General features: G+C 64.8%; 15 protein-coding genes and 3 pseudogenes. 5 read left to right on the top strand and 13 right to left on the bottom strand.

Annotation, left to right across the window (positions count from 1 at the left end; translation table 11 throughout):
- Window positions 1–9: 9 nt before the first annotated feature.
- Window positions 10–705 (bottom strand): histidine phosphatase family protein, encoded by a 696-nt coding sequence (locus ACRQ5J_RS07000; RefSeq protein WP_432382102.1) that lies wholly within the window; start codon window positions 703–705, stop codon window positions 10–12.
- Between the two features lie 82 nt (window positions 706–787).
- Here ACRQ5J_RS07000 and ACRQ5J_RS06995 point away from each other — a divergent pair, with 82 nt between their 5' ends.
- Window positions 788–1,693 carry a LysR family transcriptional regulator gene (locus ACRQ5J_RS06995; RefSeq protein ID WP_432382101.1) on the top strand — a complete coding sequence of 302 codons (906 nt, stop codon included), beginning with the start codon at window positions 788–790 and terminating at the stop codon, window positions 1,691–1,693.
- 86 nt (window positions 1,694–1,779) lie between these two features.
- Window positions 1,780–2,571, top strand: a complete 792-nt coding sequence (locus tag ACRQ5J_RS06990) for an alpha/beta hydrolase (protein ID WP_432382099.1) — start codon at window positions 1,780–1,782, stop codon at window positions 2,569–2,571.
- Here the strand turns inward: ACRQ5J_RS06990 and ACRQ5J_RS06985 are convergent, their stop codons facing one another.
- Genes ACRQ5J_RS06985 through ACRQ5J_RS06975 form a run of 3 tightly spaced genes read right to left on the bottom strand, consistent with a single transcriptional unit; the run spans window position 2,572 to window position 6,132 of the window.
- Window positions 2,572–3,252 (bottom strand): PqiC family protein, encoded by a 681-nt coding sequence (locus ACRQ5J_RS06985; protein ID WP_432382097.1) that lies wholly within the window; start codon window positions 3,250–3,252, stop codon window positions 2,572–2,574.
- Window positions 3,249–4,871 (bottom strand): intermembrane transport protein PqiB, encoded by a 1,623-nt coding sequence (locus ACRQ5J_RS06980; protein WP_432382095.1) that lies wholly within the window; start codon window positions 4,869–4,871, stop codon window positions 3,249–3,251. Before ACRQ5J_RS06980 ends, ACRQ5J_RS06985 begins: the two co-directional genes overlap by 4 nt.
- Window positions 4,864–6,132: a paraquat-inducible protein A gene (locus tag ACRQ5J_RS06975; protein WP_432382094.1), complete on the bottom strand. Its 1,269-nt coding sequence runs from the start codon at window positions 6,130–6,132 to the stop codon at window positions 4,864–4,866. The genes ACRQ5J_RS06980 and ACRQ5J_RS06975 overlap by 8 nt, the downstream gene beginning before the upstream one ends.
- 93 nt (window positions 6,133–6,225) lie before the next feature.
- Here ACRQ5J_RS06975 and ACRQ5J_RS06970 point away from each other — a divergent pair, with 93 nt between their 5' ends.
- The gene (locus tag ACRQ5J_RS06970) at window positions 6,226–6,948 is read left to right on the top strand and encodes a hypothetical protein (RefSeq protein ID WP_432382092.1); all 723 of its coding nucleotides are present in this window, start codon (window positions 6,226–6,228) and stop codon (window positions 6,946–6,948) included.
- On the opposite strand, the gene ACRQ5J_RS06965 is transcribed toward ACRQ5J_RS06970, so the two are convergent.
- Genes ACRQ5J_RS06965 through ACRQ5J_RS06955 form a run of 3 tightly spaced genes read right to left on the bottom strand, consistent with a single transcriptional unit; the run spans window position 6,935 to window position 9,826 of the window.
- Window positions 6,935–7,384 (bottom strand): thioesterase family protein, encoded by a 450-nt coding sequence (locus ACRQ5J_RS06965; RefSeq protein WP_432382090.1) that lies wholly within the window; start codon window positions 7,382–7,384, stop codon window positions 6,935–6,937. The genes ACRQ5J_RS06970 and ACRQ5J_RS06965 overlap by 14 nt on opposite strands.
- A gap of 1 nt (window position 7,385) precedes the next feature.
- A complete protein-coding gene (locus ACRQ5J_RS06960; RefSeq protein WP_432382089.1) occupies window positions 7,386–8,612 on the bottom strand; it encodes a M20/M25/M40 family metallo-hydrolase in 1,227 nt (408 codons plus the stop codon).
- Between the two features lie 11 nt (window positions 8,613–8,623).
- Entirely contained in the window at window positions 8,624–9,826 is a 1,203-nt protein-coding gene (locus ACRQ5J_RS06955) for a urate hydroxylase PuuD (protein ID WP_432382087.1), read from the bottom strand.
- 117 nt (window positions 9,827–9,943) lie between these two features.
- On the opposite strand from ACRQ5J_RS06955, the gene ACRQ5J_RS06950 reads away from it, so the two are divergent.
- Entirely contained in the window at window positions 9,944–10,876 is a 933-nt protein-coding gene (locus ACRQ5J_RS06950; protein ID WP_432382085.1) for a LysR family transcriptional regulator, read from the top strand.
- A gap of 77 nt (window positions 10,877–10,953) precedes the next feature.
- Entirely contained in the window at window positions 10,954–12,702 is a 1,749-nt protein-coding gene (locus ACRQ5J_RS06945) for an allantoate amidohydrolase (RefSeq protein ID WP_432382083.1), read from the top strand.
- On the opposite strand, the gene ACRQ5J_RS06940 is transcribed toward ACRQ5J_RS06945, so the two are convergent.
- From ACRQ5J_RS06940 to ACRQ5J_RS06915, 6 genes and pseudogenes are all read right to left on the bottom strand, one after another.
- Complete coding sequence (locus tag ACRQ5J_RS06940) at window positions 12,690–14,054, bottom strand: tetratricopeptide repeat protein (protein ID WP_432382081.1); 1,365 nt, start codon at window positions 14,052–14,054, stop codon at window positions 12,690–12,692. The genes ACRQ5J_RS06945 and ACRQ5J_RS06940 overlap by 13 nt on opposite strands.
- A gap of 32 nt (window positions 14,055–14,086) precedes the next feature.
- Window positions 14,087–15,322: a Zn-dependent hydrolase gene (locus tag ACRQ5J_RS06935; protein ID WP_432382079.1), complete on the bottom strand. Its 1,236-nt coding sequence runs from the start codon at window positions 15,320–15,322 to the stop codon at window positions 14,087–14,089.
- A gap of 98 nt (window positions 15,323–15,420) precedes the next feature.
- Window positions 15,421–16,814, bottom strand: a pseudogene (gene hydA / locus ACRQ5J_RS06930) (dihydropyrimidinase).
- Window positions 16,811–18,271, bottom strand: a complete 1,461-nt coding sequence (locus ACRQ5J_RS06925) for an NCS1 family nucleobase:cation symporter-1 (protein WP_432382077.1) — start codon at window positions 18,269–18,271, stop codon at window positions 16,811–16,813. Before ACRQ5J_RS06925 ends, hydA begins: the two are co-directional and overlap by 4 nt.
- Before the next feature lie 48 nt (window positions 18,272–18,319).
- Window positions 18,320–19,614, bottom strand: a pseudogene (gene preA, locus ACRQ5J_RS06920) (NAD-dependent dihydropyrimidine dehydrogenase subunit PreA).
- A pseudogene (locus ACRQ5J_RS06915) lies at window positions 19,614–20,982 on the bottom strand (NAD(P)-dependent oxidoreductase). Before ACRQ5J_RS06915 ends, preA begins: the two co-directional pseudogenes overlap by 1 nt.
- Window positions 20,983–21,043 lie beyond the last annotated feature (61 nt).

Raw genomic sequence — 21,043 nt, 5'->3', positions numbered from 1 at the left:
ATAGTCTCCTTATCGGTAGGTGACCGCGCCGGGCTGGCCCAGCCATTCCAGGTGCGCGTAGTTATTCAGGCAGCTCAGCGTAAACTGGCCGGGGCGGTGCAGCAGCTTGGTGACGCCGCAGTTGGCCAGCGTCCAGTTCAGTTCCATCACCTGCCCATCCTGCAAGCCGAGCAGGTGCTGCATCAGCGCCGCGATCACGCCGCCGGAGGTGAAGACGATGGTGGTCTGCTTGCTGCTTTCGGTATCGAGCCCTTGCAGCGCGCGCACGCAGCGGTTGCGGAACTCAGGCCAGCTTTCGCGGTAGTCGCCGCCCGCCATCCAGCGCTGCATGGCGTCGCGGAACAGCTGCTCCAGCGCGCGCGGCGGATCGACGTGGTTGGCCAGCAGGGTCTTGAAGGCCACGGCGTCGGCAAACTCGGGGCAATGGCGCAGCAGCACTTCCTTGTGATCGAACTCGGCGAAATCCTGGTCGGTGCGCCATTCCGTGTCGATCAGCAGCTTCTTCGGCAGCGCGCCCATGCAAGCGTCGGCCGTTTGCCGGTGGCGCACCATGCCGCCGTTGACCACCTTGTGGAAACGCTGATGCGTGTTGGCGTACCACTGGCCCAGCAGGCGCGCCTGCTCAAAGCCCAGCTCCGACAACTGGTCGTAATTGGCCTTGCCGAACGACGCTTGCCCGTGCCGCACCAGAAAAATTTGTCCCATATCGCCTCCAAAGGAGACGACAGCTTAACGCCGCGACTATAATTCATCAAATGAATAAAATTTATTCCATCGTATAAATATCATGCATATATCCAAGGTCGACCTCAACCTGTTCATCGTGCTGGAAGCCATCTACGCCGAAGGCAGCATCACGCGCGCCAGCCAGAAGATGAACCTGACGCAGCCGGCCATCAGCCACGCGCTCAAGCGCCTGCGCGAGCTGTTCGACGATCCGCTGTTCGAACGCCAGGGCCATGTGATGACGCCGACGCCGCTGACGCGCTCCATCATCGAACCGGTGCGGCGCGCGCTGCGCGGCTTCGAGGTGACGCTGACCGGCGCCGCCCGCTTCGACGCCGCCAGCAGCGCGCGCAATTTCGCGGTGGCGGTGCGCGATGTGCTGGAAGCCAGCGTGCTGCCGCCGCTGATGGCCGGCATTGCGCGCGAGGCGCAGTCGGCCACCCTGAGCACGCTGCAGGTGAGCCGCAAGGAACTGGAAAGCGAACTGGCGGCCGGCACGCTGGACGCCGCCATCGACGTGCTGCTGCCGCTGCCGAACGAGGTGCGCCGCCAGCAACTGGCCGGCGACCAGACCGTGGTGCTGGTGCGGCGCGGCCATCCGCTGATCAAGCGCGGCAAGCTGACGCTGGAAACCTATCTGCAACTGGAACACATCCAGACCAGCTCGCGCCGGCGCGGGCCCGGACTGGAGGATGTGGAACTGAGCCGCCAGGGCCTGCAACGGCGCATCCGCCTGCGCTGCCAGCACTACTTCGCCGCCTGCCGCGTGGTCAGCCAGACCGACCTGGCGCTGACCATGCCGGACCGCCTGGCGCGCATCGTCAACCAGCAGTTCAACAACCAGATCCTGCCGCTGCCGCTGCCGATGCCCTCGCTGGACGTGTATCTGTACTGGCACGCCAATGTCGACAACGACCCGGCCAATATCTGGCTGCGCAAGCAGATTGCGGCTACCATGCAGGGCTGAGTTCTACCTTTCATTCACCCTCAACCCACAGGAATATGAAACTTATCCATCTCTATCGCTGGACACTGCCACAAGCAGTTGCATTCTTGTTTGCCGCCGCGATCATGTGCGTCGGCCGGAGCGCCATCGCCTCGCCACAAGCGGCGCCGCTGGTCATTGGAGAAAGCTGGTCGATCGACTCGTCGGCCCTGGGCGAGAAGCGCCGCATCAATGTCTACCGCCCGGCGGGCCTGCCCGCTGACATGGCGCTGCCGGTCATGTACATGCCGGATGGCGGCGTGGCGGAAGACTTCCTGCATGTCGCCGGCCTGCTGCAAGTCGGCGCCGCGAACATGACCACGCGCCCGTTCATGCTGGTCGGCATAGAAAACACCGAAAGGCGCCGCGACCTGACCGGCCCGACGGACGTGGCCAAGGACCGCAGCATCGCCCCGCGCGTCGGCGGATCGAAGGCTTATCGTGCCTTTATTCGGGATGAGCTGATGCCGGAAGTGGCGAAGCGCTATCGCGTCACCACGGAACGGGCCATCGTCGGCGAATCGCTGGCCGGTCTGTTCGTGGTCGAAACGCTGGTGCAGGAGCCGGAGCTGTTCGATACCTATATCGCGCTCGATCCTAGCCTGTGGTGGAACGGCGGCAAGCTGCTGACGCAAGCGGCAGCCAGCAAGCGCGCGTTCGCCGGCAAGAAAAGCCTGTACATCGCTTCCAGCGCGGACGGCCAGTCGTTTATCGATCGGGCGGCGCTGGCCGCCACTTTCGGCAAGGCGGAAAACCTGAGTTACCACTACGAAGACTGGCCGGCCGAAACCCATGCAAGCATTTACCATCCGGCCGCGTTGAAGGCGTTCAGGCTGCTGCTCGCCACCAGGCCTGAATGATCAGCAGGCCGGTTTGTCGCCGGCCGCCAACGCCCGCACGGCGCGCGAGATATCGGCGCCGATGCGGGTAATGGCGCGGCGATGGCCGGCCACCAGTTCATCGTAGCCCGCGCCCACCGTCTCCTGCGCCACGCTGCGGCAGGTCAGCACCTGCGGGCTGCCGGCCAGGCGCACGCTCCACACCATGTCGATCAGCGAGTAGCGGCCCGGCGCCGATTCGAAGCGCTGCACATTGGTGCTGATGCGGTACACCGGCGACTTGTCCGGCACCGGCGCGCGGAACACGTCGACGGTGCCCAGTTCGCCGGTGATCGCCAGCGATAGCGCCTGGCCGATCTCCGCCGCCGGCGGCGACACCCAGCGCTCCTGCTCCAGCACATCGACGCGCCCATCGCCGGTGGTCACCACCAGCTGATTGCGCGCCGCCTGCTTCGGCACTGTCACCGCCGGCACTTCGATATAGTACGCCGGTGCCGCCAGCGTGGTGCGCGCCGCGCCCTGCGCTGCGCTGGCGGCGCCGGCGGCCGCCGTCCCCAGCCCGTTGCTCAAGCTGTAGAAGCGCTCCTGCGGCACGCTGCCGCATGCCGCCAGCAGCACCGCCGCCGCCAGCGCCAGCACCGGCGTAGTAACGCGCGCCGTCACGCGGGCGGCCGCCAAAACTGCGCAATCGTTACGCATCATTTCTGCTCTCCTTTTTTCTCCGGCTTACCGCGTATCAGCGACTCCGGATGCCGCTCCAGATAATCCGCCAGCGCATTCAGCGACTCCATCGTCTCGGTCACCTGGCGCAAAGCCTCGCGCAGGTCGGACTGCACCGGCGAATCCTTTTGCAGCAGCTGATCCGCCTCGCTGAAGGTCTTGCGCGCCGCCGCCAGCGTATCCTTCAACTCCGGCACCACCTGCGCATCCAGGCGCTTCATCAGCACATCGGCGCTCTTCAGCGCATCGCGCAGGTTCCTGCCGATTTCATCGAACGGCACCTTGTCCAGCTTGCGCGCGATGCTCGACAACTGGGTCTGCAACTCATCCAGGCTGTTAGGCACGGTCGGCAGCTCCACCACTTCCGCCGCGGTGTCGATCTTCGCCGGCGCCGCATTCGGGAAGAAGTCCAGCGCCACGTACAGCTGGCCGGTCAGCAGATTCCCGGTGCGCAGCTGGCCGCGCAGGCCACGCGCCACCAGCCGTTCCAGCACCTGCGTGCCGGCGCTGCGCTCCTGGTCCTGCTCCACCGTGCGCGCAAAACTGCGGCCCAGGCGCGCCGGATACATATCCACCGTCACCGGCATGCGGAAGTTCTTCTTCACCGGATCGAACTCCACGCCCACCGAACGCACCTCGCCCAGCACAATGCCTCGGAAGTCCACCGGCGCGCCGGCCGACAGGCCGCGCAGCGACTGGTCGAAATACAGCACCGTGGTCACCGCCACGCCATCCGGCTCGCGCAGCGCGCTGGCCTGGTCGGCCGCCAGCGCAAACTCGGTGCCGCCCGGCGCCACCGCCGCCGGCTTCTGGCCACTGATCGATTCAAACGAAATGCCGCCCACCAGCACCGCCGCCAGCGACTGCGTGTTGACCTTGAAACCGCTGGAATCGAGCCGCACATCGACGCCGCTGGCATGCCACCAGCGCGTGTTCCTGCCCACATACTGATCGTAAGGCGCGGCGATAAACACCGACATCTTCACGCCACGGCCCTTCTCCTCCAGATCGAAGCCGGTCACCTGCCCCACCTGGATGCGGCGGTAGAAAATCGGCGCGCCGACGTCGATCGAACCGAGCGACTCGCTATGCAGCACATACGAGGTGCCCTTCTCGTCGCGCGTCACCTGCGGCGGCTTTTCCAGGCCCGTGAACTCGGTGGTGGTCTCCTCCGACTTGCCGGCATCGACGCCGATGTAGGAGCCGGACAACAAGGTGTTCAGGCCCGACACGCCGCTGGCGCCGATGCGCGGCTTGACCACCCAGAAGCGCGTATCCTGCGCCGTGAAGCGCCTGGCCTCCTTGCTCATGTCGATCGTCACCAGCACCTTGGACAAATCGCGGGCCAGCGAAATCGACTTCACCAGGCCGATATCCACGTCCTTGTATTTCACCTTGGTCTTGCCCGGCTCCAGCCCGTCGGCGCTGCGGAAGCTCACCGTCACCGTCGGTCCCTGGTCGAGGATCGTGCGCGCCACCAGCGTCAGGCCGATCACCGCCGCCAGCAGGGGAATCAGCCACACCAGCGACGGCAGCCAGCGGTTGGCCTTCTCCACTTCCGGCTCGTTCAACGGCGGATTGCCGTTCTCGTTTTCAGGCATGCTTCTCTCCATGTGTATCGATAGGATCCCAGATCAGGCGGGGATCGAACTGCATAGACGCGATCATGGTCAGCACCACCACCGCGCAAAACGCCAGCGCGCCGGGACCGGCCGTGATCACCGCCAGCGACTGGAAGCGCACCAGCGCCACCGTCAGCGTAATGACAAAAATATCCAGCATCGACCAGCGGCCGACAAACTCCACGATGCGATACAACACCGTGCGCTGCAATGGCTGCCAGTGCGAGCGCCGCTGCGCCGTCCACGCCAGCAGCGCCAGCGCCACCAGCTTTGCCACTGGCACCACGATGCTGGCGATGAAAATAATCGCCGCCAGCGCCGGCGAGCCGCTGTTCCAGAAATACACCACACCGCTGATGATGGTGTCGTCCTCCTTGCCGAACAGCGAATGCGTGTACATCACCGGCAGCAGGTTGGCGGGAATATAAAGAATCGTCGCCGCCAGCAGGAAGGCCCAGGTGCGTCCCACGCTGTCCGGGCGCCGCTTGTGCAGGCGCGCGCCGCAGCGTGCGCAGTACTGGTGGCGCACCGTGTACTTCAGCGACTCCACCAGCCCGCAGCTGTGGCAGGCCAGCAGCGGCGCGCCCTTGACCAGCGCCGCGTACTTGAAGGACTGCTGCGCCACCCGGCGCGGCCCCGCCAAATGCTCGCCGATGTGCCACAGCGTCTGCGGATCGAACGACACCACGATGGCCAGCATCACCGTCAGCGCGCCAAAGGCGAACAGGCCGGGATGCACCACCACCTCGGCCAGGCTGGTCATCTTGACGATGGTGATCAGGATGCCGATCATCAGCACCTCGGTCATGCCCCAGCGCCGCGCCATGCCGACCGCGCGCAGCAGGTGGTCGAAGCCCGCCGGCCGGCGGCCCTTGCGCAAGGCCATGGTCACATACAGCAGGGAGGACAACTCCACCGCCGGCAGCAACATCGTAAACAGGAACACCACCGCCGCAACCACCTGCATCTGCTCATTCCACAGCACGCGGATGGCGCCCAGCAGCGTGGCGCTGGTGTTGTAGCCGCCGACCTCCAGCTCCACGATGGGGAAAAACTGCGCGATCAGGAACGTGAAGATGGCGCCCATGGTGATCGCCGCCATGTGTCCCGCATCCGAATGCAGGCCGCGATACAGGACCGAGCGGCAACGCACGCAGCGCGCCTTCTCTCGCGGGCGTAACGGGCGGCGCTGATGCAATACGCCGCAGTCATGGCAGCTGATCAAATCGTATCGATGCACGGGCTGACGGGATGGTCAATAATAGCCCTATCATACGACAAAGCCGGATCAGCTATGATAGAGCACTAACTCAAACAAAAACGGAGACAGACGATGCCCCGCTGCCGGCCAGCGCTGCTCACCGCCGCCATCATCAGCCTTGCCGCCCGCGCGCAGGGACCGGACACGCTCATTTTCGCCACCACGCATGAAAGCGACTCGGTGGTCTATCAGTATGCGGCCGACTACCTGAAACAACTGTGCGCCGGGATCCACCAGCGCTGCGAGCTGCAAAGCCTGCCCGGCCGGCGCGCCGAAGCGATGCTGGCCGACGGCAGCATTACCGGCGAAATGGGGCGCGTCAGGGATTATGGCCGCAAGCATCCACAATACCTGCGCATCCGGGAGCCGTTTGTGCAGACGCGCACCTATGTCTTCACGCCGGCCAGGCAGCCAGCCATCGACACCTGGGAGGAGTTGACGCGCCAGGCCAGCACCGTCAGCTACAAGCGCGGCATCCATACCTATCAAACCAGGCTGGCAGCGCTGGGACGCTGGATCACGCCGCATGATGTGCAAACCGTGCCGGCCTGCCTGCAAATGGTGCTGGCAGGCCGCGATCAGGCCTGCATCTATGACGACGGCAGCTTGAGCGCCGCCTCGCGCGCGATGCTGGAACACGGCCGCACGGGCAAGCCGCTGGAAGAACTGGACCTGTATATCTACCTGGGGGAAGACCAGCACGCGCTGGCGCGCGCCATCAACGCCGCCGCCAGCCGCCTGCACGCGCGGGGGCTGAAGGGGGAACTGCGCAAGCGCTACTTTACTTCGCCTTGACGCTGGACGGCAGCTCCTGGAAGTCGTCGGTCTTGACCAGCGACTGCCAGGTCGCCATCAGCGCCGCCGGCGGCGCGATCAGCTTGCGCTCCGTCAGGTCCAGCCAGCCGCCGGTGCTGTTGACGCGCGCGGCCAGCTTGCCGTCCGGACGCACGATGTCCGAACGCAGTATCCAGCGGCTGCCGTCGTCGGCCAGCCCTGCCAGCGACAGCGTCACCGTGATCTCCTCCAGCAGCAGCACCTCCTTGACGTAGGCGATTTCGTCCTTCATCACCACCGGGCCGATTTTCAGCCGCATGAATTCACTCATGGGGAAGCCGTGCTCCGACAGGAACAGCATGCGCACATCGCCTGCTTTATCGAGGAAAGCGGTATTGCGCATATGGCTGTTGAAGTCCATGTCGCCCCAGCCGGCCATCATTTTTTTAGCAAACATCTCACTCCCCAAGGAAATCGAATAGCGTACATGCTACCACCTTCGTCGCCTTGCGCAGGTCATCGAGATTGAGACGTTCATCGGCCTTCTTGGCATTCGATTCCGGCACCGTGCGCGGGCCGGCGCCATACAGCACCGCCGGGATGCCATGCTCGCCGTACAGGCGCGCGTCCGCATACAACGGCGTGCCCTGCGCCGGGATTTTCTCGCCGATGAAGACCTCGGCATTCTGCTGGATGCTGGCCACCAGCTGCTCCGTGCCGGGACGCTCGCGCAGCGCGTGCGACAGCAGCAGGCGCCTGATTTCCAGCGTGATGCCGGGCACGCCCTGCACCGCGTTTTCAATCAGCGCGCGCACCTGCGCCTCCACCTCCACCGGGTCCTCCTCCGGTATCATGCGGCGGTCCATCTTCATCACCACTTTGCCCGGCACCACGTTGGTGTTGGTGCCGCCGTCGATGCGGCCCACCAGCATGGTCGGCGAGTCGATGCCGGCGATCTTCGACTTGATCTTCTTCAGTTCCGGCAGCTGGCCGTAGATGGCGTTCAGGATGCGCGCCGCGGCCTGCAGCGCATCGTGCCCTGTCTCCGGCATCGCCCCATGGCCGGACTTGCCATGCACGGTGATCTCCAGTTGCAGGCAGGCGTTGTGCGCGGTGATGATGTTGTAGCTGAAGCCGGCCGCAATCACATAATCTGGCCTGGTCAGCTTCTGTTCCAGCAGCCAGCCCGGCCCCAGCAAGCCGCCGAATTCCTCGTCGTAGGTGAAGTGCAGTTCCAGCCCGCCCTTCAGCGGCGCGCCCAGCGCTTCCAGCGCGCGCACGGCGAAGATGTAAGTGGCGAAGTCGCACTTGGACACCGCCGCCGCGCGGCCATAGATAAAGCCATCCGCCACCACGCCGCCATACGGCGGATAGGTCCAGTTGTCTCCGGGCGGCACCACGTCGCCATGTGCGTTCAGCGCCACGGTCGGGCCGCCGGCGCCATACGGCCGCCGCACGATCAGGTTGGTGATGCTCTCCATGCCGTAATCGCGCACCACCTGGCCGGGCACCGCATGCTTTTCGGCGCTCCAGCCGTAAGCCTTGACCAGATCGGCCACCATATCCGCATGCGGCGCGTTATTGCCGGGCGGCGTATCGGTCGGCACGCGCAGCAGCTGCTGCAACAGGCCGACCTCCTCGTCGAAATGGGCGTCGATCCACGCGGCCAGTTTTTGCTTGCTCATCGCTTGTTCCTTCATTTGGCGCCGGCCTCGTACCAGGCGGCGATCCGCGCCCGCTCGGCATCGGTCATATTGGTCAGGTTAGCCAGCGGCATCGCCCTGGTCTGCACCACCTGCTTGTAGATCTTCTCCGCATTCTGATGGATCTCGGCGGCGGTGTCGAACGCCACGCCAAGCGGTGCGGCCGCAAAGCCGGGCTGCGTCGGCTGCGCGGCGTGGCACGACAGGCAGCGCGCGTCAATCACCGCCTTGATCTCGGCGAAGCCCGGCGCGGCCGCCGCGGCAACCGCCACCGGGCGCGCCGGCGCGATCGCCACCGCCACGCCGGCCAGCAGCGCCACGCCGATGGCCGGGTAGCGCCACTCCACGCGGCCCTTGTGGCGCAGGTTGAAGAAATGGCGGATAAACACGCCCGCCGCCATGATGAACGCCAGCACCAGCCACGCATGCTCGTGCCGGTAAGTCATCGCGTAGTGGTTGCTGATCATGATGAACAGCACCGGCAGGGTGAAGTAGTTATTGTGGACGCTGCGCTGCTTGGCTTTCTGTCCGTGTACCGGGTCCGGCATGCGGCCGGCCGACATGGCCTCCACCATCTTGCGCTGGCCGGGAATAATCAGCATCAGCACATTGCCGACCATGATGGTGCCGATCAGCGCTCCCACATGGATATACGCCGCGCGCCCGCTCAGCACATGCGTCAGCCCATACGCCGCCGCCACGATCAGGCAGAAGACCACCACGCCGAACCACAGCTCATGCTTGCCCAGCGGCGAACGGCACAGCAAATCATATACAGTCCAGCCGACCACCAGCGTACCGATGCCGACGCCCACCGCCTGCAGGCTGCTGATATCGGCCACCTGCTTGTCGACCATCATCGCCTGCGCGTTGAAGTAGTAGGCGATGGTCAGCAGCGCAATGCCGGACAGCCAGGTGGAATATGCCTCCCACTTAAACCAGTGCAGTTCCTTCGGCAGCTCTGCCGGCGCCACCAGGTACTTTTGCGGATTGTAGAAACCACCGCCGTGCACCGCCCACAATTCGCCGGACACGCCTTTCTTTGCCAGCTCGGAACCGGGCGCCGGCGGGCGGATGGAATTGTCCAGCCAGACGAAGTAGAACGACGCGCCTATCCAGGCGATGCCGGTAATGATATGCAGCCAGCGGACCAGCAGGTTAGCCCATTCCAGGCCATAGGGGATCAGGTAATCCATGTAGTTTAAGAGGTCCAGAATGTGACTAATTTACAGAAGATAAACGGATTTGATTCCTGCCACATGAACATTAGAGTATATTAAACATATCCATCTCCGTATAAACAGAACAAACCCATGTCCGCTTTGCCGCAACACCTGGACCTCCACCTGATCCGCATCCTCTACCTGCTGCTGGTAGAGAAAAACGTCTCCCGCGTCGCGCTGAAACTGAATCAGCCGCAGCCCTCGATTTCCGCCTCGCTGCGCAAGCTGCGCGAGTTGACCGGCGATCCTCTTTTGGTGCGTGGCGCACGCGGCATGGTGCCGACCCAGCATGGTGAAAGCCTGCTTGCACCAGCAAAGCGCATTCTCGACGAAACCGAGAACCTTTTTCTCAAGAAGGCAGCTTTCGTGCCACAGGAGGAAGCGCGCACCTTCCATGTCGCCGCGCCGGATTACCTGGACAGCCAGTTCCTGCCGAATCTGGTCGCCCTGTTGCGGCGCAGCTCACCCAACAGCCGCATCAAGATTCACAGCCTCGGCGCGGGCGTGGACTATGTGCGGCTGCTGTCGGACGGCGGCATGGACCTGGTCATCGCCAACTGGGACGAGCCGCCCGAGCACCTGCACATGTCCAAGCTGTTCGAGGACCCGATCGTCTGCGTGATGCGCGCCAACTGCCCGTATGCGCTGCGCACCGACAGCGACAAGATGACGATGGAGGACTACCTCACGCTGCCGCACGTGGCGCCGACGCAGATCCTGCCCGGCTACCTCGGCGTCATCGACGATTACCTTGAACGCCAGGGCCTGCAGCGCAACGTGGTGGTGGAGTCGGCCTACTTCGGCCTGATCCCGAACATGCTGGCGCAAACGGACCTGGTGCTGACCACCGGCAGCCAGTTCGTGCGCCACTACGAAAAGCAGATGGGATTGAAGAGATTCGCCGTTCCGGTGCAGTTCCCGGCCATGCGCTTCTACCAGCTGTGGCATCAGCGCGTGCACCAGGCGCCGGAACACAAGTGGCTGCGCGAGCAGGTCGCGGCAGCGGCAGCCGCGCTAACCTGATCTCAACGCGCACGTATAAGCCGTACCGCATGGCGCATATATCGTAGCGATGTTGAGGCGTTATGATGGAGTCCATGATGACGACACTCACAGACCTCAACCAATGCGACACGGCCACCTTCGTCGAACGCCTGCGCGGCATCTACGAGCACTCGCCATGGATACCCGAGCGGGCCGCATCGCAGCGACCGTTCGCCAGCGTCACCGCCCTGAAGCTGGCCTTGCAGGAAGTGGTCGGCGCCGCCACGCCGGACGAGCAACTGGGCCTGATCCGCGCCCACCCGGAACTGGCCGGCAAGGCCGCCGTGGCCGGACAACTGACCGCCGAATCGACCAGCGAGCAAGCCAGGTCCGGCCTGCACCTGTGCAGCCCCACGGAATTCGCCACGCTGCACCAGCTGAACGCGGACTACAACGCCAGATTCGGCTTCCCCTTCATCCTGGCCGTCAAAGGCCCGACCGGGCAGGGACTCACGCGACACGCCGTCATTGATGCCTTTGCGCGCCGGCTGAAGAACCAGCGCGCCGACGAAATCGCCGAATGCCTGCGTCAGATCAAGCGCATCGCCGAGATACGCCTGAACGACCTGCTGGCCGTGCAGCTGGAGTTCGGCCCCGCCATCATGCAATGGAGCGAGGAGCTGGCCGCGTGGAGCGACGACGACACCGCGCTCACCTGTGCCTACATGACGCCCGCCCACCGCCAGACCGCCGCGCAGCTGCTGGACTGGATGCGCGCCGCCGGCATGGACGCGCACATCGACGCTGTCGGCAACGTGGTTGGCGTCTACCGCTCGGACGCGCCGGGCGCCAAAACGCTGATGACCGGCTCCCACTACGACACCGTGCGCAACGGCGGCAAGTACGACGGCCGCCTCGGTATCCTGCTGCCGATCGCCATCGTGCGCCACCTGCACGCGCGCGGCGAAAAGCTGCCCTTCCACCTTGAAGTGGTCGGCTTTGCGGAAGAGGAAGGCGTGCGTTTCAAGAGCACCTTCCTGGGCAGCACCGCCATCACCGGCCGCTTCGACCTGTCGCTGCTGGACCAGACCGACGCCGATGGCGTCAGCATGCGCGAGGCGCTGCTGGCCGCCGGCCATGATGTCGCACGCATCCCCGCCACCGCCCGCGCCCCGGCCAGCCTGCTCGGCTTCGTGGAAGTCCATATCGAACAAGGGCCGGTGCTGCTGGAACGCGACCTGCCGCTGGGCGTGGTCACCGCCATCGCCGGCAGCTCGCGCTATCTGGTCGAGCTGACCGGCCTCGCCAGCCACGCCGGCACCACGCCAATGACGATGCGCAAGGACGCGGCAACGGCGGCGGCGGAGATCGTGCTGCTGGTCGAACAGCGCTGCGCACAGGCCGCGTCGCTGGTCGGCACGGTCGGACAATTGCATGTGCCGGACGGCTCTGTCAATGTGATTCCCGGCGCCTGCAAGCTCTCGCTCGATATCCGCGCCGCCGACGATGCTGTGCGGCTGGCCGCGGTCACGGATGTATTGGACGGCATCGCCGCCATCTGCGCGCGCCGCCAGGTTGAATTCGCGCTGCAACCGCTGCTCAACGCCAGCGCAGCGCCATGCGCACCGCGCCTGATGCGGCAGCTCGGCGACGCCACCGAGCGCGCCGGCCTGCCGCGCTTCGAGCTGCTGTCCGGCGCAGGCCACGACGCCATGGCGATGGCCGCCATCACCGATGTCGCCATGCTGTTCACCCGCTGCGGCAACGGCGGCATCAGCCACAATCCGCTGGAAACCATGACCGCCGACGACGCCGACATCGCCGCCCGCGTGCTGCTCGATTTCCTGCGCGGCTACCGCGCCTGAGCCGGCGCAAGCTGGGCCAGCGCCACCGCCACCTCGGCCACTAGCGGCGCCCAGCCGCCCTCGCGCGGCTGGCGGAACAGGCGCGTGAACGGATACCACGGCGTATCGTCGCGCTCCGTCATCCAGCGCCAGTCGCAGCGATAGTCGGGCAGCAGCAGCCAGCAAGGCTTGCCCATCGCGCCAGCCAGATGCGCGACCGCCGAATCGACGCTGATTACCAGGTCGAGATTGGCGATGACGGTCGCCGTCTCCGCGAAGTCTGCGAGCTGCGCGCCGACGGCGTGCAGCTCCATGCCGGCCGGCGGCGACCAGGCTTCTTCCTCGCCGGGGCCCTTTTGCAGGCTGACGAAATGGGCCGGCACGGCAGCCAGTGGCGCAAGCGTCATCAGCGACGGCAGCGAACGGTCGGCATCGTTTTCGAAATTCGGATTGCCGCGCCACGCCAGCCCGACGCGCAAGCCCTCCTGCGGCAGCTTGCCGCGCCAATGGTCCACGCGCTCCGGCTGCGCGCGCAGGTATGGCACAGCGGCGGGTATCGTCGCCAGATCAGTCCCGGACAATCCAGGCAGGCGCATTGCGCGCGTCCAGTAATCCCAGTCATCGGGCAACGGATCGTCCGCCGCATACACCCGATCCACGCCGGCCAGCGTGGCCAGCAAAGGTCGCAAGGCAGGCTGGCACACCACATCAACGCGTGCCGCCCCACGCGCCTTGAGCAGCGGCGCATAGCGAACGAAGTGGATCATGTCGCCATGCCCCGCCTCCAGCGCGATCACAATGGCCTTGCCGGTCAACGGCTCGCCATCCCAGAACGGACAAGCGAAGGACAACGGCGTCTGGTCGAACAGCCAGCGCGCATCCAGCATGCGCCAGCCTTCGTCAAAGCGCCCCTGCCGCAGCAGCAGGTAACTGAGATTGAACTGGCTGCGCGCATGTTCAGGCTCCAGCGCCAGGGCCTGCCGGTAGCAAGCCTCGGCCTGCGGTTCGCGCTGCATGCACGCCAGCAGTACGCCCAGCTGTCCCCAGGCGGAAGCGGAATCGGGGCTGCACTCCACCGCCGCCCGCATCGCCGCCTCCGATTCGGCAAAGCGCTTTTCCTTCAGCAGCAAGACGCCGAGATTCTGATGCAGCTGCGCGTGATCCGGCATCAGCGCCAGCGCCTGCCGATAATGGAATTCCGCCTCCGCCGCAGCGCCCTGCAGCTCCTTCAGATAACCCAGGTTGGCGCGCGCCGCCGCATGCCATGGCTGCAAGTCCAGCGCTTGCAGATAGCAATCCTCGGCGCCGGCGTAATCGCCGGCGGCCATTCGTTCATTGGCTTCAAGGTAGGCTTGCTGGGGATCGGTGTGCATGCGGTGCAGTATGCACCGCCCCCGGCTGCCGGTCAAACCACGCGTGCGCGCTCCAGCATCGCGTGCAGCAGCACATTGCAGCCAGCTTCCAGGTGCTCCGGCCTGGCGTCTTCAATCTCGTTGTGGCTGATGCCATCCTTGCATGGCACGAAGATCATGCCGGACGGCGCCAGGCGGGCGGCGTAGATGGCGTCATGGCCTGCGCCGGAGACGACATCCATGGTCGAGTAACCCAGCCTGGCCGTGGCGCTGCGCACCGCGTCCACGCACTCAGGATGGAACGGGCATGGCGGGTAGTACGAGACGCGTTCGATCGAAATCTTCAATCCCGTCTCGCCGCGCGTCCTGTCGATGAAGGCCAGCATTTCTTCGTGCATGGTGTTGAGCAGTTCATCATTCACGTTGCGCAGGTCGATGCTGAATTTCACCTCGCCCGGAATCACGTTGCGGCTGTTGGGGAAGACCTGAACCATGCCGACCGTGCCGCGGCCATACGGCGGATAGCGGTTGGCGATCGCCACCACCTCCTGCATGATGCGCGTGGAGACCTGCAAGGCATCCTTGCGCAGATGCATAGGCGTCGGCCCGGCATGCGCCTCCATGCCGCTGACCACGCAGTCGTACCACGACAGGCCCATCACCGCAGGCACCACGCCGATAACCTTGTCGGCATCCTCCAGCACCGGTCCTTGCTCGATGTGCGTCTCGAAGTAGGCGCCGATGGGGTGATCGCCCGGCACCTGCGTGCCCTTGTAGCCGATGCGTTCCAATTCCTCGCCGACCGACTTGCCATCGACATCGCGCGCCGCGTAGGCCGTCTCCAGCGAGAAGGCGCCGCAGAACACGCCGGAACCCATCATCACCGGTACAAAGCGCGAGCCTTCCTCGTTGGTCCAGAAAGCGACTTCGATCGGCGCCTCGGTCTTGATTTTCAAGTCGTTCAGCGTCCGCACCACCTCAAGCCCGGCCAGCACGCCGTAGTTGCCGTCGAACTTGCCGCCGGTCGGCTGGGTGTCGATATGGCTGCCGGTCATTACCGGCGGCAGCGCGTTGTTGGCGCCATCGCGGCGCATGAAGACGTTGCCTATCTGGTCGATGGTGATCGCCAGGCCGGCCTCCCTGCCCCAGCCGACCACCAGGTCGCGGCCCTGCTTGTCCAGGTCCGTCAGCGCCAGGCGCTTGACGCCGCCCTTCTCGGTCGCGCCGATCTTTGCCAGTTCCATCAAAGACGCCCACAGGCGGTCACCGTTGATTCGGGTATTGCTCATGACTTTCTCCTCTCCCGCCGTCATTCCCGCGCAGGCGGGAATCCATAGGTCGTGTGATTGCCCGCTACGCATGGATTCCCGCCTGCGCGGGAATGACGTCAGCGCGCGGCTGTGGCCTTGAATGCCGGACGGTTGATATAACGGCCCGCGCCCTCCACGGCCATCAGCACGCCGCGATGGAACACAACGTTACCGGCCGACAGCGTGGTACTCGGGATGCCGCGCACGGTGCGGCCCTCGAACACATTGAAGCCGCCCTTGGCGAACTGCGTCAGCGCCGAGATGGTGCGGGTCGCCTCAGGGTCCCACACCACCACGTCGGCGTCGGCGCCGGGAGCAATCACGCCCTTGCGCGGATAGATGTTGAAGATCTGCGCCGTATTGGTGGAGGTGACCTTGACAAACTCCGATGGCGTCAGCAAGCCGGTATTCACGCCGGCGTCCCAGATCACCGACATGCGGTCTTCGACGCCGCCGCAGCCGTTGGGGATCCTGGTGAAATCGTCCTTGCCGGCCGCTTTCTGTTCGGCGCAGAAGGTGCAGTGGTCGGTCGCCGTCGTATGCAGGTTCCCGCCTTGCAGCCCTTGCCACAGCGCTTTCTGATGGTGCTTGCCGCGGAACGGAGGACTCATCACATGGCCCGCCGCGAATTCCAGGTCATCGCTCTGGTACACGCTATCGTCGATCACCAGGTGGCCCGCCAGCGCTTCGCCGTACACCCGCTGGCCATGCGCGCGCGCCCGCACGATCGCCTCCAGCGACTCGGCGCACGAGACGTGGACGATATACACGGGCGTATTCAACACATTGGCAATCGCAATGGCGCGGTTGGCCGCTTCCGCTTCCACCTCCGGGGGCGCGACAGCGGATGCGAACTTGGGCCGGTCAGACCGCGCTTCAGCAAATCCTGCTGCAACTGATAAACCAGCTCGCCGTTCTCCGCATGCACCGTCGGCATCGCACCCAGTTCCAGGCAACGGCGGAAGCTCTTCACCAGCGTCTCGTCATCGGCCATGATGGCGTTCTTGTACGCCATGAAGTGCTTGAAGCTGTTGACGCCATGGTCCTTGACCAGGATGCCCATGTCGCGGTGCACCGACTCGTCCCACCACGTAATCGCCACGTGGAAGGTATAGTCGCCGGCAGACTTCTTCGCCCAGCCGCGCCACTGCTGATAGGCCTCGATCAGGTTCTGCTGCGGCGCCGGAATCACAAAGTCGATGATGGTGGTGGTGCCGCCAGCCAGGCCGGCGGCGGTGCCGGTGTAGAAGTCGTCCTGCGTTACCGTGCCCATGAACGGCAGGTTCATATGCGTGTGCGGATCTATCCCGCCCGGCATCACGTACTGGCCGCCGGCGTCGATGGTCTTGGCGCCCGGCGGCACTTCCAGGTTCTCGCCGACTGCGACGATCTTGTCGCCGTCGCACAGTACGTCTGCGCGGAATGCGCGGTCGGCATTGACGACCGTACCGCCTCGGATGATGGTTTTCATTCGCTGCCCCTCCCTTTCATTGCAAGCCCATACACCACGGCGGAAATGGCGACACCGACGAACCATGCATAGGTATAAATCGTTTTAAACGTTTCCGGCACATCCGGGAAAGCCGCCGGAAACGCGGCATTGAGAAAGCCCGGAATATTGGGCAGAACGCCGACCACAAACGCCAGGATGGCCGCCACGTTCCAGCCATTGCGGTATGAATACTGGCCGTCCTCGCGATACAGCTGGCCGACGTCGAGCTGCGTCTTGCGCACCAGGTAGTAATCCACAATCAGCACGCCGGCGATGGGGCCGAGCAGCGCCGAATAGCCGATCAGCCAGGTGAAGATATAGCCCTGCGTGGATTCGAGTATCTTCCACGGCATCATCAGGATGGCGATGGCCGCCGTGATGTAGCCGCCGGTCCTGTAGCTGATGCGCCGCGGCGACAGCGCCGAAAAGTCATACGCCGGCCCCACCAGGTTGGCCGCCAGATTCACCGACACCGTATCGATCAACAGGATCAGCAAGGCCACCAGCACCGCCACGCCGGTCATGCGGCTGGCCAGGTCCACCGGGTCCCAGATCGCCTTGCCGTACAAGACCACCGTGGCCGATGTCACGATCACCGCCATCGCCGCCAGCAGCCCCATAGGCACGGGCAGGCCGACGCTCTGACCGATCACCTGGTCGCGCTGGGTTTTGGCGAAGCGCGTAAAATCCGGAATGTTCAGCGCCAGCGTCGCCCAGAAGCCCACCATCGCCGTCAGCGAGGGCCAGAACACGGACCAGAACTGGCCTGCCTTCCTGCCGCCTTCGACGAACTGCGATGGCGCCGACAGCAGGTCGCCGAAGCCGCCGGCCTTGCTGTGCACCCAGCCAAGCAGCACGAAGCAGATGGCGATCTTCAGCGGCGCCGTGTAGGTTTCCAGCTTGCGGATCGACTCCATGCCGTGCACGATGTAGTAGAACTGGATCGCCCAGAAAGCCAGGAAGCAAAGCAGCTGGCCGCCGTTGATGCCCAGCCCCGCGATCTTCTCGCCGCCGACATCGCCCCCCATCATCACGCCCAGCAGCGTGTAGATCATCTGGCCGCCGAACCAGGTCTGGATGCCGTACCAGCCGCAGGCCACGATCGCGCGCATCAGCGCCGGCAGCTTTGCGCCCGAGGTGCCGAACGAGGCGCGCGCCAGCACCGCATATGGAATGCCGTACTTGGTGCCGGCGTGGCCGATCAGCAGCATCGGCAGCAGCACGATCGCATTCGCCAGGAACACCGTCAGCACCGCCTGGTAGCCGGACATGCCGCCCTCGATCAGGCTGGCGGACAGGGTGTAGGCCGGAATGCACATCACCATGCCAACCCACAGCGCGGAGAAGTGATACCAGCGCCAGGTGCGCTGTGCCGCCGTGGTCGGCGCGAGGTCTTCGTTCCAGAGTTGCGTGCTGCCAGATGGTTCTATGCTCAAGGCGTTCTCCAATAGGTGCTCATCCCTGCTTGGTTGCAAGTTCCATACCTACGCGGCTTGTTCGACCTTCACCTGCTCCGCGCGCGGATTGCGCGGGTCCTGCGTCCAGTTCATGTATGGCTTGCCGGTATCCTGCGGCACCATGGTAATGCAGCCCTGCACCGGACAGGTGATCTCGCACAGGTTACACCCAACGCACTCTTCGCGCTTGACTTCATAGGTGCGCGCGCCGGTGGCCGCGTCGATCAGCTGATTGATCGACTGGTGCGACGTGTCCTCGCACGCCACGTAACAGCGGCCGCACTTGATGCAGTCTTCCTGGTTGATCTGGGCGATGACCTGATAGTTCATGTTCAGGTATTTCCAGTCGGTCGTATTCGGCACGGCCTTGCCGGAGAATTGCGCGATGCTGGTGTAGCCCTTCTGGTCCATCCAGCGCGACAAGCCGTCCTTCATCTCTTCGACGATGCGGAAGCCGTGCAGCATCGCCGCCGTGCACACCTGCACGCAGCCTGCGCCGAGCGCGATGAATTCAGCCGCGTCGCGCCAGTTGCCGATGCCGCCGATGCCGGAAATCGGCAAACCCGCCGTCTGCGGATCGCGCGCGATCTCGGCCACCATGTTCAGCGCGATCGGCTTCACGGCGGAGCCGCAATAGCCGCCGTGGTGCTGGCGCCGCCGACGATCGGGTACGCCACCATCTGGTCCAGGTCCAGATGGGTGATCGAGTTGATGGTGTTAATCAGCGAAACGGCGTCCGCGCCGCCCGCCCTGGCGGCGCGCGCCGGTGCGCGCACGTCGGTGATGTTGGGCGTGAGCTTGACGATCACCGGCAACCGGGTATTCTGCTTGCACCAGCGCGTGACCATCTCCACGTACTCGGGCACCTGCCCCACCGCCGCGCCCATGCCGCGCTCCGGCATGCCGTGCGGGCAGCCGAAATTGAGTTCGATGCCATCGGCGCCGGTGGCTTCCACCTTGGGCAGGATGTCGGCCCACAGGCGCTCCTCGCAAGGCAGCATCAGCGAGACGATGATTACGCGGTCCGGCCAGTCCTTCTTCACCTGCGTGATTTCCTGCAGGTTCAGTTCCAGCGAACGGTCGGTAATCAGTTCGATGTTGTTGAAGCCGAGGACTTCGCGGTTCTTGCCGTAGTGCGCGGAGTAGCGCGACGACACGTTGACGGCGGCGGGATCTTCGCCCAGCGTCTTCCACACCACGCCGCCCCATCCGGCTTCGAATGCGCGCACCACGTTGTAGGCCTTGTCCGTCGGCGGCGCGGAGGCCAGCCAGAATGGATTGATGGATTTGATGCCGCAGAATTCTACGCTCAGGTCAGCCATTATGCAGCCTCCTTCAGGCCATTGATGTCGTGATGGATGGCGTGTGCCGCCAGCTTGCCATGTTGGACCGCCTGCACCGTCAGGTCCTGCCCCGGCGCCACGCAGTCGCCGCCGGCATAGATGCGCGGCAGGACCGTGCGGAATTGCTCGTCGACGTAGATTTTGTCGCCGTCGCGCTTCAGCGTTTTCGCCAGCGGGTCGCTGATGCTGCCCTCCTCCATGCCCTGACCGATGGCCTTGAAGATGGCGTCGGCGGCGATGTCGAAAGTCTCGCCGCTGCCCGCCAGCCGGCCGTTGACCAGCGCCGTCTTCTCGAAGCGCATGCCCTGCACCCGGCCTTGCGCATCCAGCAGAACCTGCTGCGGCTGCGCCCAGGTGCGCATGCGCACCTGGTTTTCCCTGGCGATGTGCTGTTCATGTCCGGTGGCGCTCATCGCCTCGAAGCCGCGACGGTAGACCAGCGTGACCTCCTCCGCGCCGAGCCGCTGGATCTGCACCGCCATGTCGATGGCGGTATTGCCGGCGCCGATGACGATGGCGCGCGTTGGCACCGGCAGGCGACCCAGGTCGTCCGCCTGGCGCAGCGCGGCGATATAGTCGACGGCTGCCAGCAACCCCGGCGCGTCCTCGCCAGTCAGGCCAAGCTGCCTGCTGGCGCCGAGGCCAAGACCGAGGAACACGGCGTCGTAGTTGGTGTGCAGGTCGCGCAACTGCACGTTGACGCCGAGCGCCTGGCCATGCCGGATGGTGATGCCGCCGATCTGCAAGAGGAAATCGACTTCCTTCTGCGCGAAGTTATCAGTCAGCTTGTACCTGGCGATGCCGTATTCATTCAGGCCGCCCGGCTTTTCCCTGGCCTCGTAGATCACCACCTCGTTGCCCAGCATCGCCAGCCGGTGCGCGCACGACAGGCCGGCGGGACCGGCGCCGACCACCGCGATTTTCTTGCCGGTCGATGGGCCGCGCGTGAACGGGTGCGCATCCAACTTCATGTTGTCGATGGCGTAGCGCTGCAGCAGGCCGATCTTCACCGGCTGCCCTTCGGCATCGTGGTTGCGCACACAGGCGTCCTCGCACAGGATTTCGGTCGGGCAGACGCGCGCAGCTGCCGCCAAGGATGTTCTTTTTCAGGATGCCGACGGCGGCGCCGTTGATGTTCTCTTCGTGGATATTGCGGATGAAGCTCGCCACGTCGATGTCCGAAGGGCAGATGCGCGTGCACGGCGCATCGTAGCAATACAGGCAGCGCGAAGCTTCAATCGCGGCCTGGCGCGCATTGAGGGGCGGCGCCAGATCGGTGAAGTGTTTTGCCAAGGTTTCGTTGTTCTCCTTGGGCTTGGGCATGTAGCTGAGTGATTCGATCATGATCAATTCCTGGCATGTGCTGAGGTGACCGTCGTTCCCGCGAAGGCGGGAACCTATGCTGCGT

This window comes from Duganella sp. P38 (assembly GCF_050859475.1).
Taxonomy (GTDB): domain Bacteria; phylum Pseudomonadota; class Gammaproteobacteria; order Burkholderiales; family Burkholderiaceae_D; genus Rugamonas.
Note: the sequence above shows the minus strand (reverse complement) of the source record. Positions and strands in the feature narration are given on the sequence as shown.

Excerpts from the sequence above, each read along its gene's own strand:
- ACRQ5J_RS06935 (WP_432382079.1), bottom strand. The coding sequence starts at position 15,322 with ATGAGCAATACCCGAATCAACGGTGACCGCCTGTGGGCGTCTTTGATG.
- ACRQ5J_RS06940 (WP_432382081.1), bottom strand. The coding sequence starts at position 14,054 with ATGCACACCGATCCCCAGCAAGCCTACCTTGAAGCCAATGAACGAATG.
- ACRQ5J_RS06955 (WP_432382087.1), bottom strand. The coding sequence starts at position 9,826 with ATGGATTACCTGATCCCCTATGGCCTGGAATGGGCTAACCTGCTGGTC.
- ACRQ5J_RS06945 (WP_432382083.1), top strand. The coding sequence starts at position 10,954 with ATGACGACACTCACAGACCTCAACCAATGCGACACGGCCACCTTCGTC.
- ACRQ5J_RS07000 (WP_432382102.1), bottom strand. The coding sequence starts at position 705 with ATGGGACAAATTTTTCTGGTGCGGCACGGGCAAGCGTCGTTCGGCAAG.
- ACRQ5J_RS06995 (WP_432382101.1), top strand. The coding sequence starts at position 788 with ATGCATATATCCAAGGTCGACCTCAACCTGTTCATCGTGCTGGAAGCC.
- ACRQ5J_RS06985 (WP_432382097.1), bottom strand. The coding sequence starts at position 3,252 with ATGATGCGTAACGATTGCGCAGTTTTGGCGGCCGCCCGCGTGACGGCG.
- ACRQ5J_RS06980 (WP_432382095.1), bottom strand. The coding sequence starts at position 4,871 with ATGCCTGAAAACGAGAACGGCAATCCGCCGTTGAACGAGCCGGAAGTG.
- ACRQ5J_RS06960 (WP_432382089.1), bottom strand. The coding sequence starts at position 8,612 with ATGAGCAAGCAAAAACTGGCCGCGTGGATCGACGCCCATTTCGACGAG.
- ACRQ5J_RS06965 (WP_432382090.1), bottom strand. The coding sequence starts at position 7,384 with ATGTTTGCTAAAAAAATGATGGCCGGCTGGGGCGACATGGACTTCAAC.
- ACRQ5J_RS06970 (WP_432382092.1), top strand. The coding sequence starts at position 6,226 with ATGCCCCGCTGCCGGCCAGCGCTGCTCACCGCCGCCATCATCAGCCTT.
- ACRQ5J_RS06950 (WP_432382085.1), top strand. The coding sequence starts at position 9,944 with ATGTCCGCTTTGCCGCAACACCTGGACCTCCACCTGATCCGCATCCTC.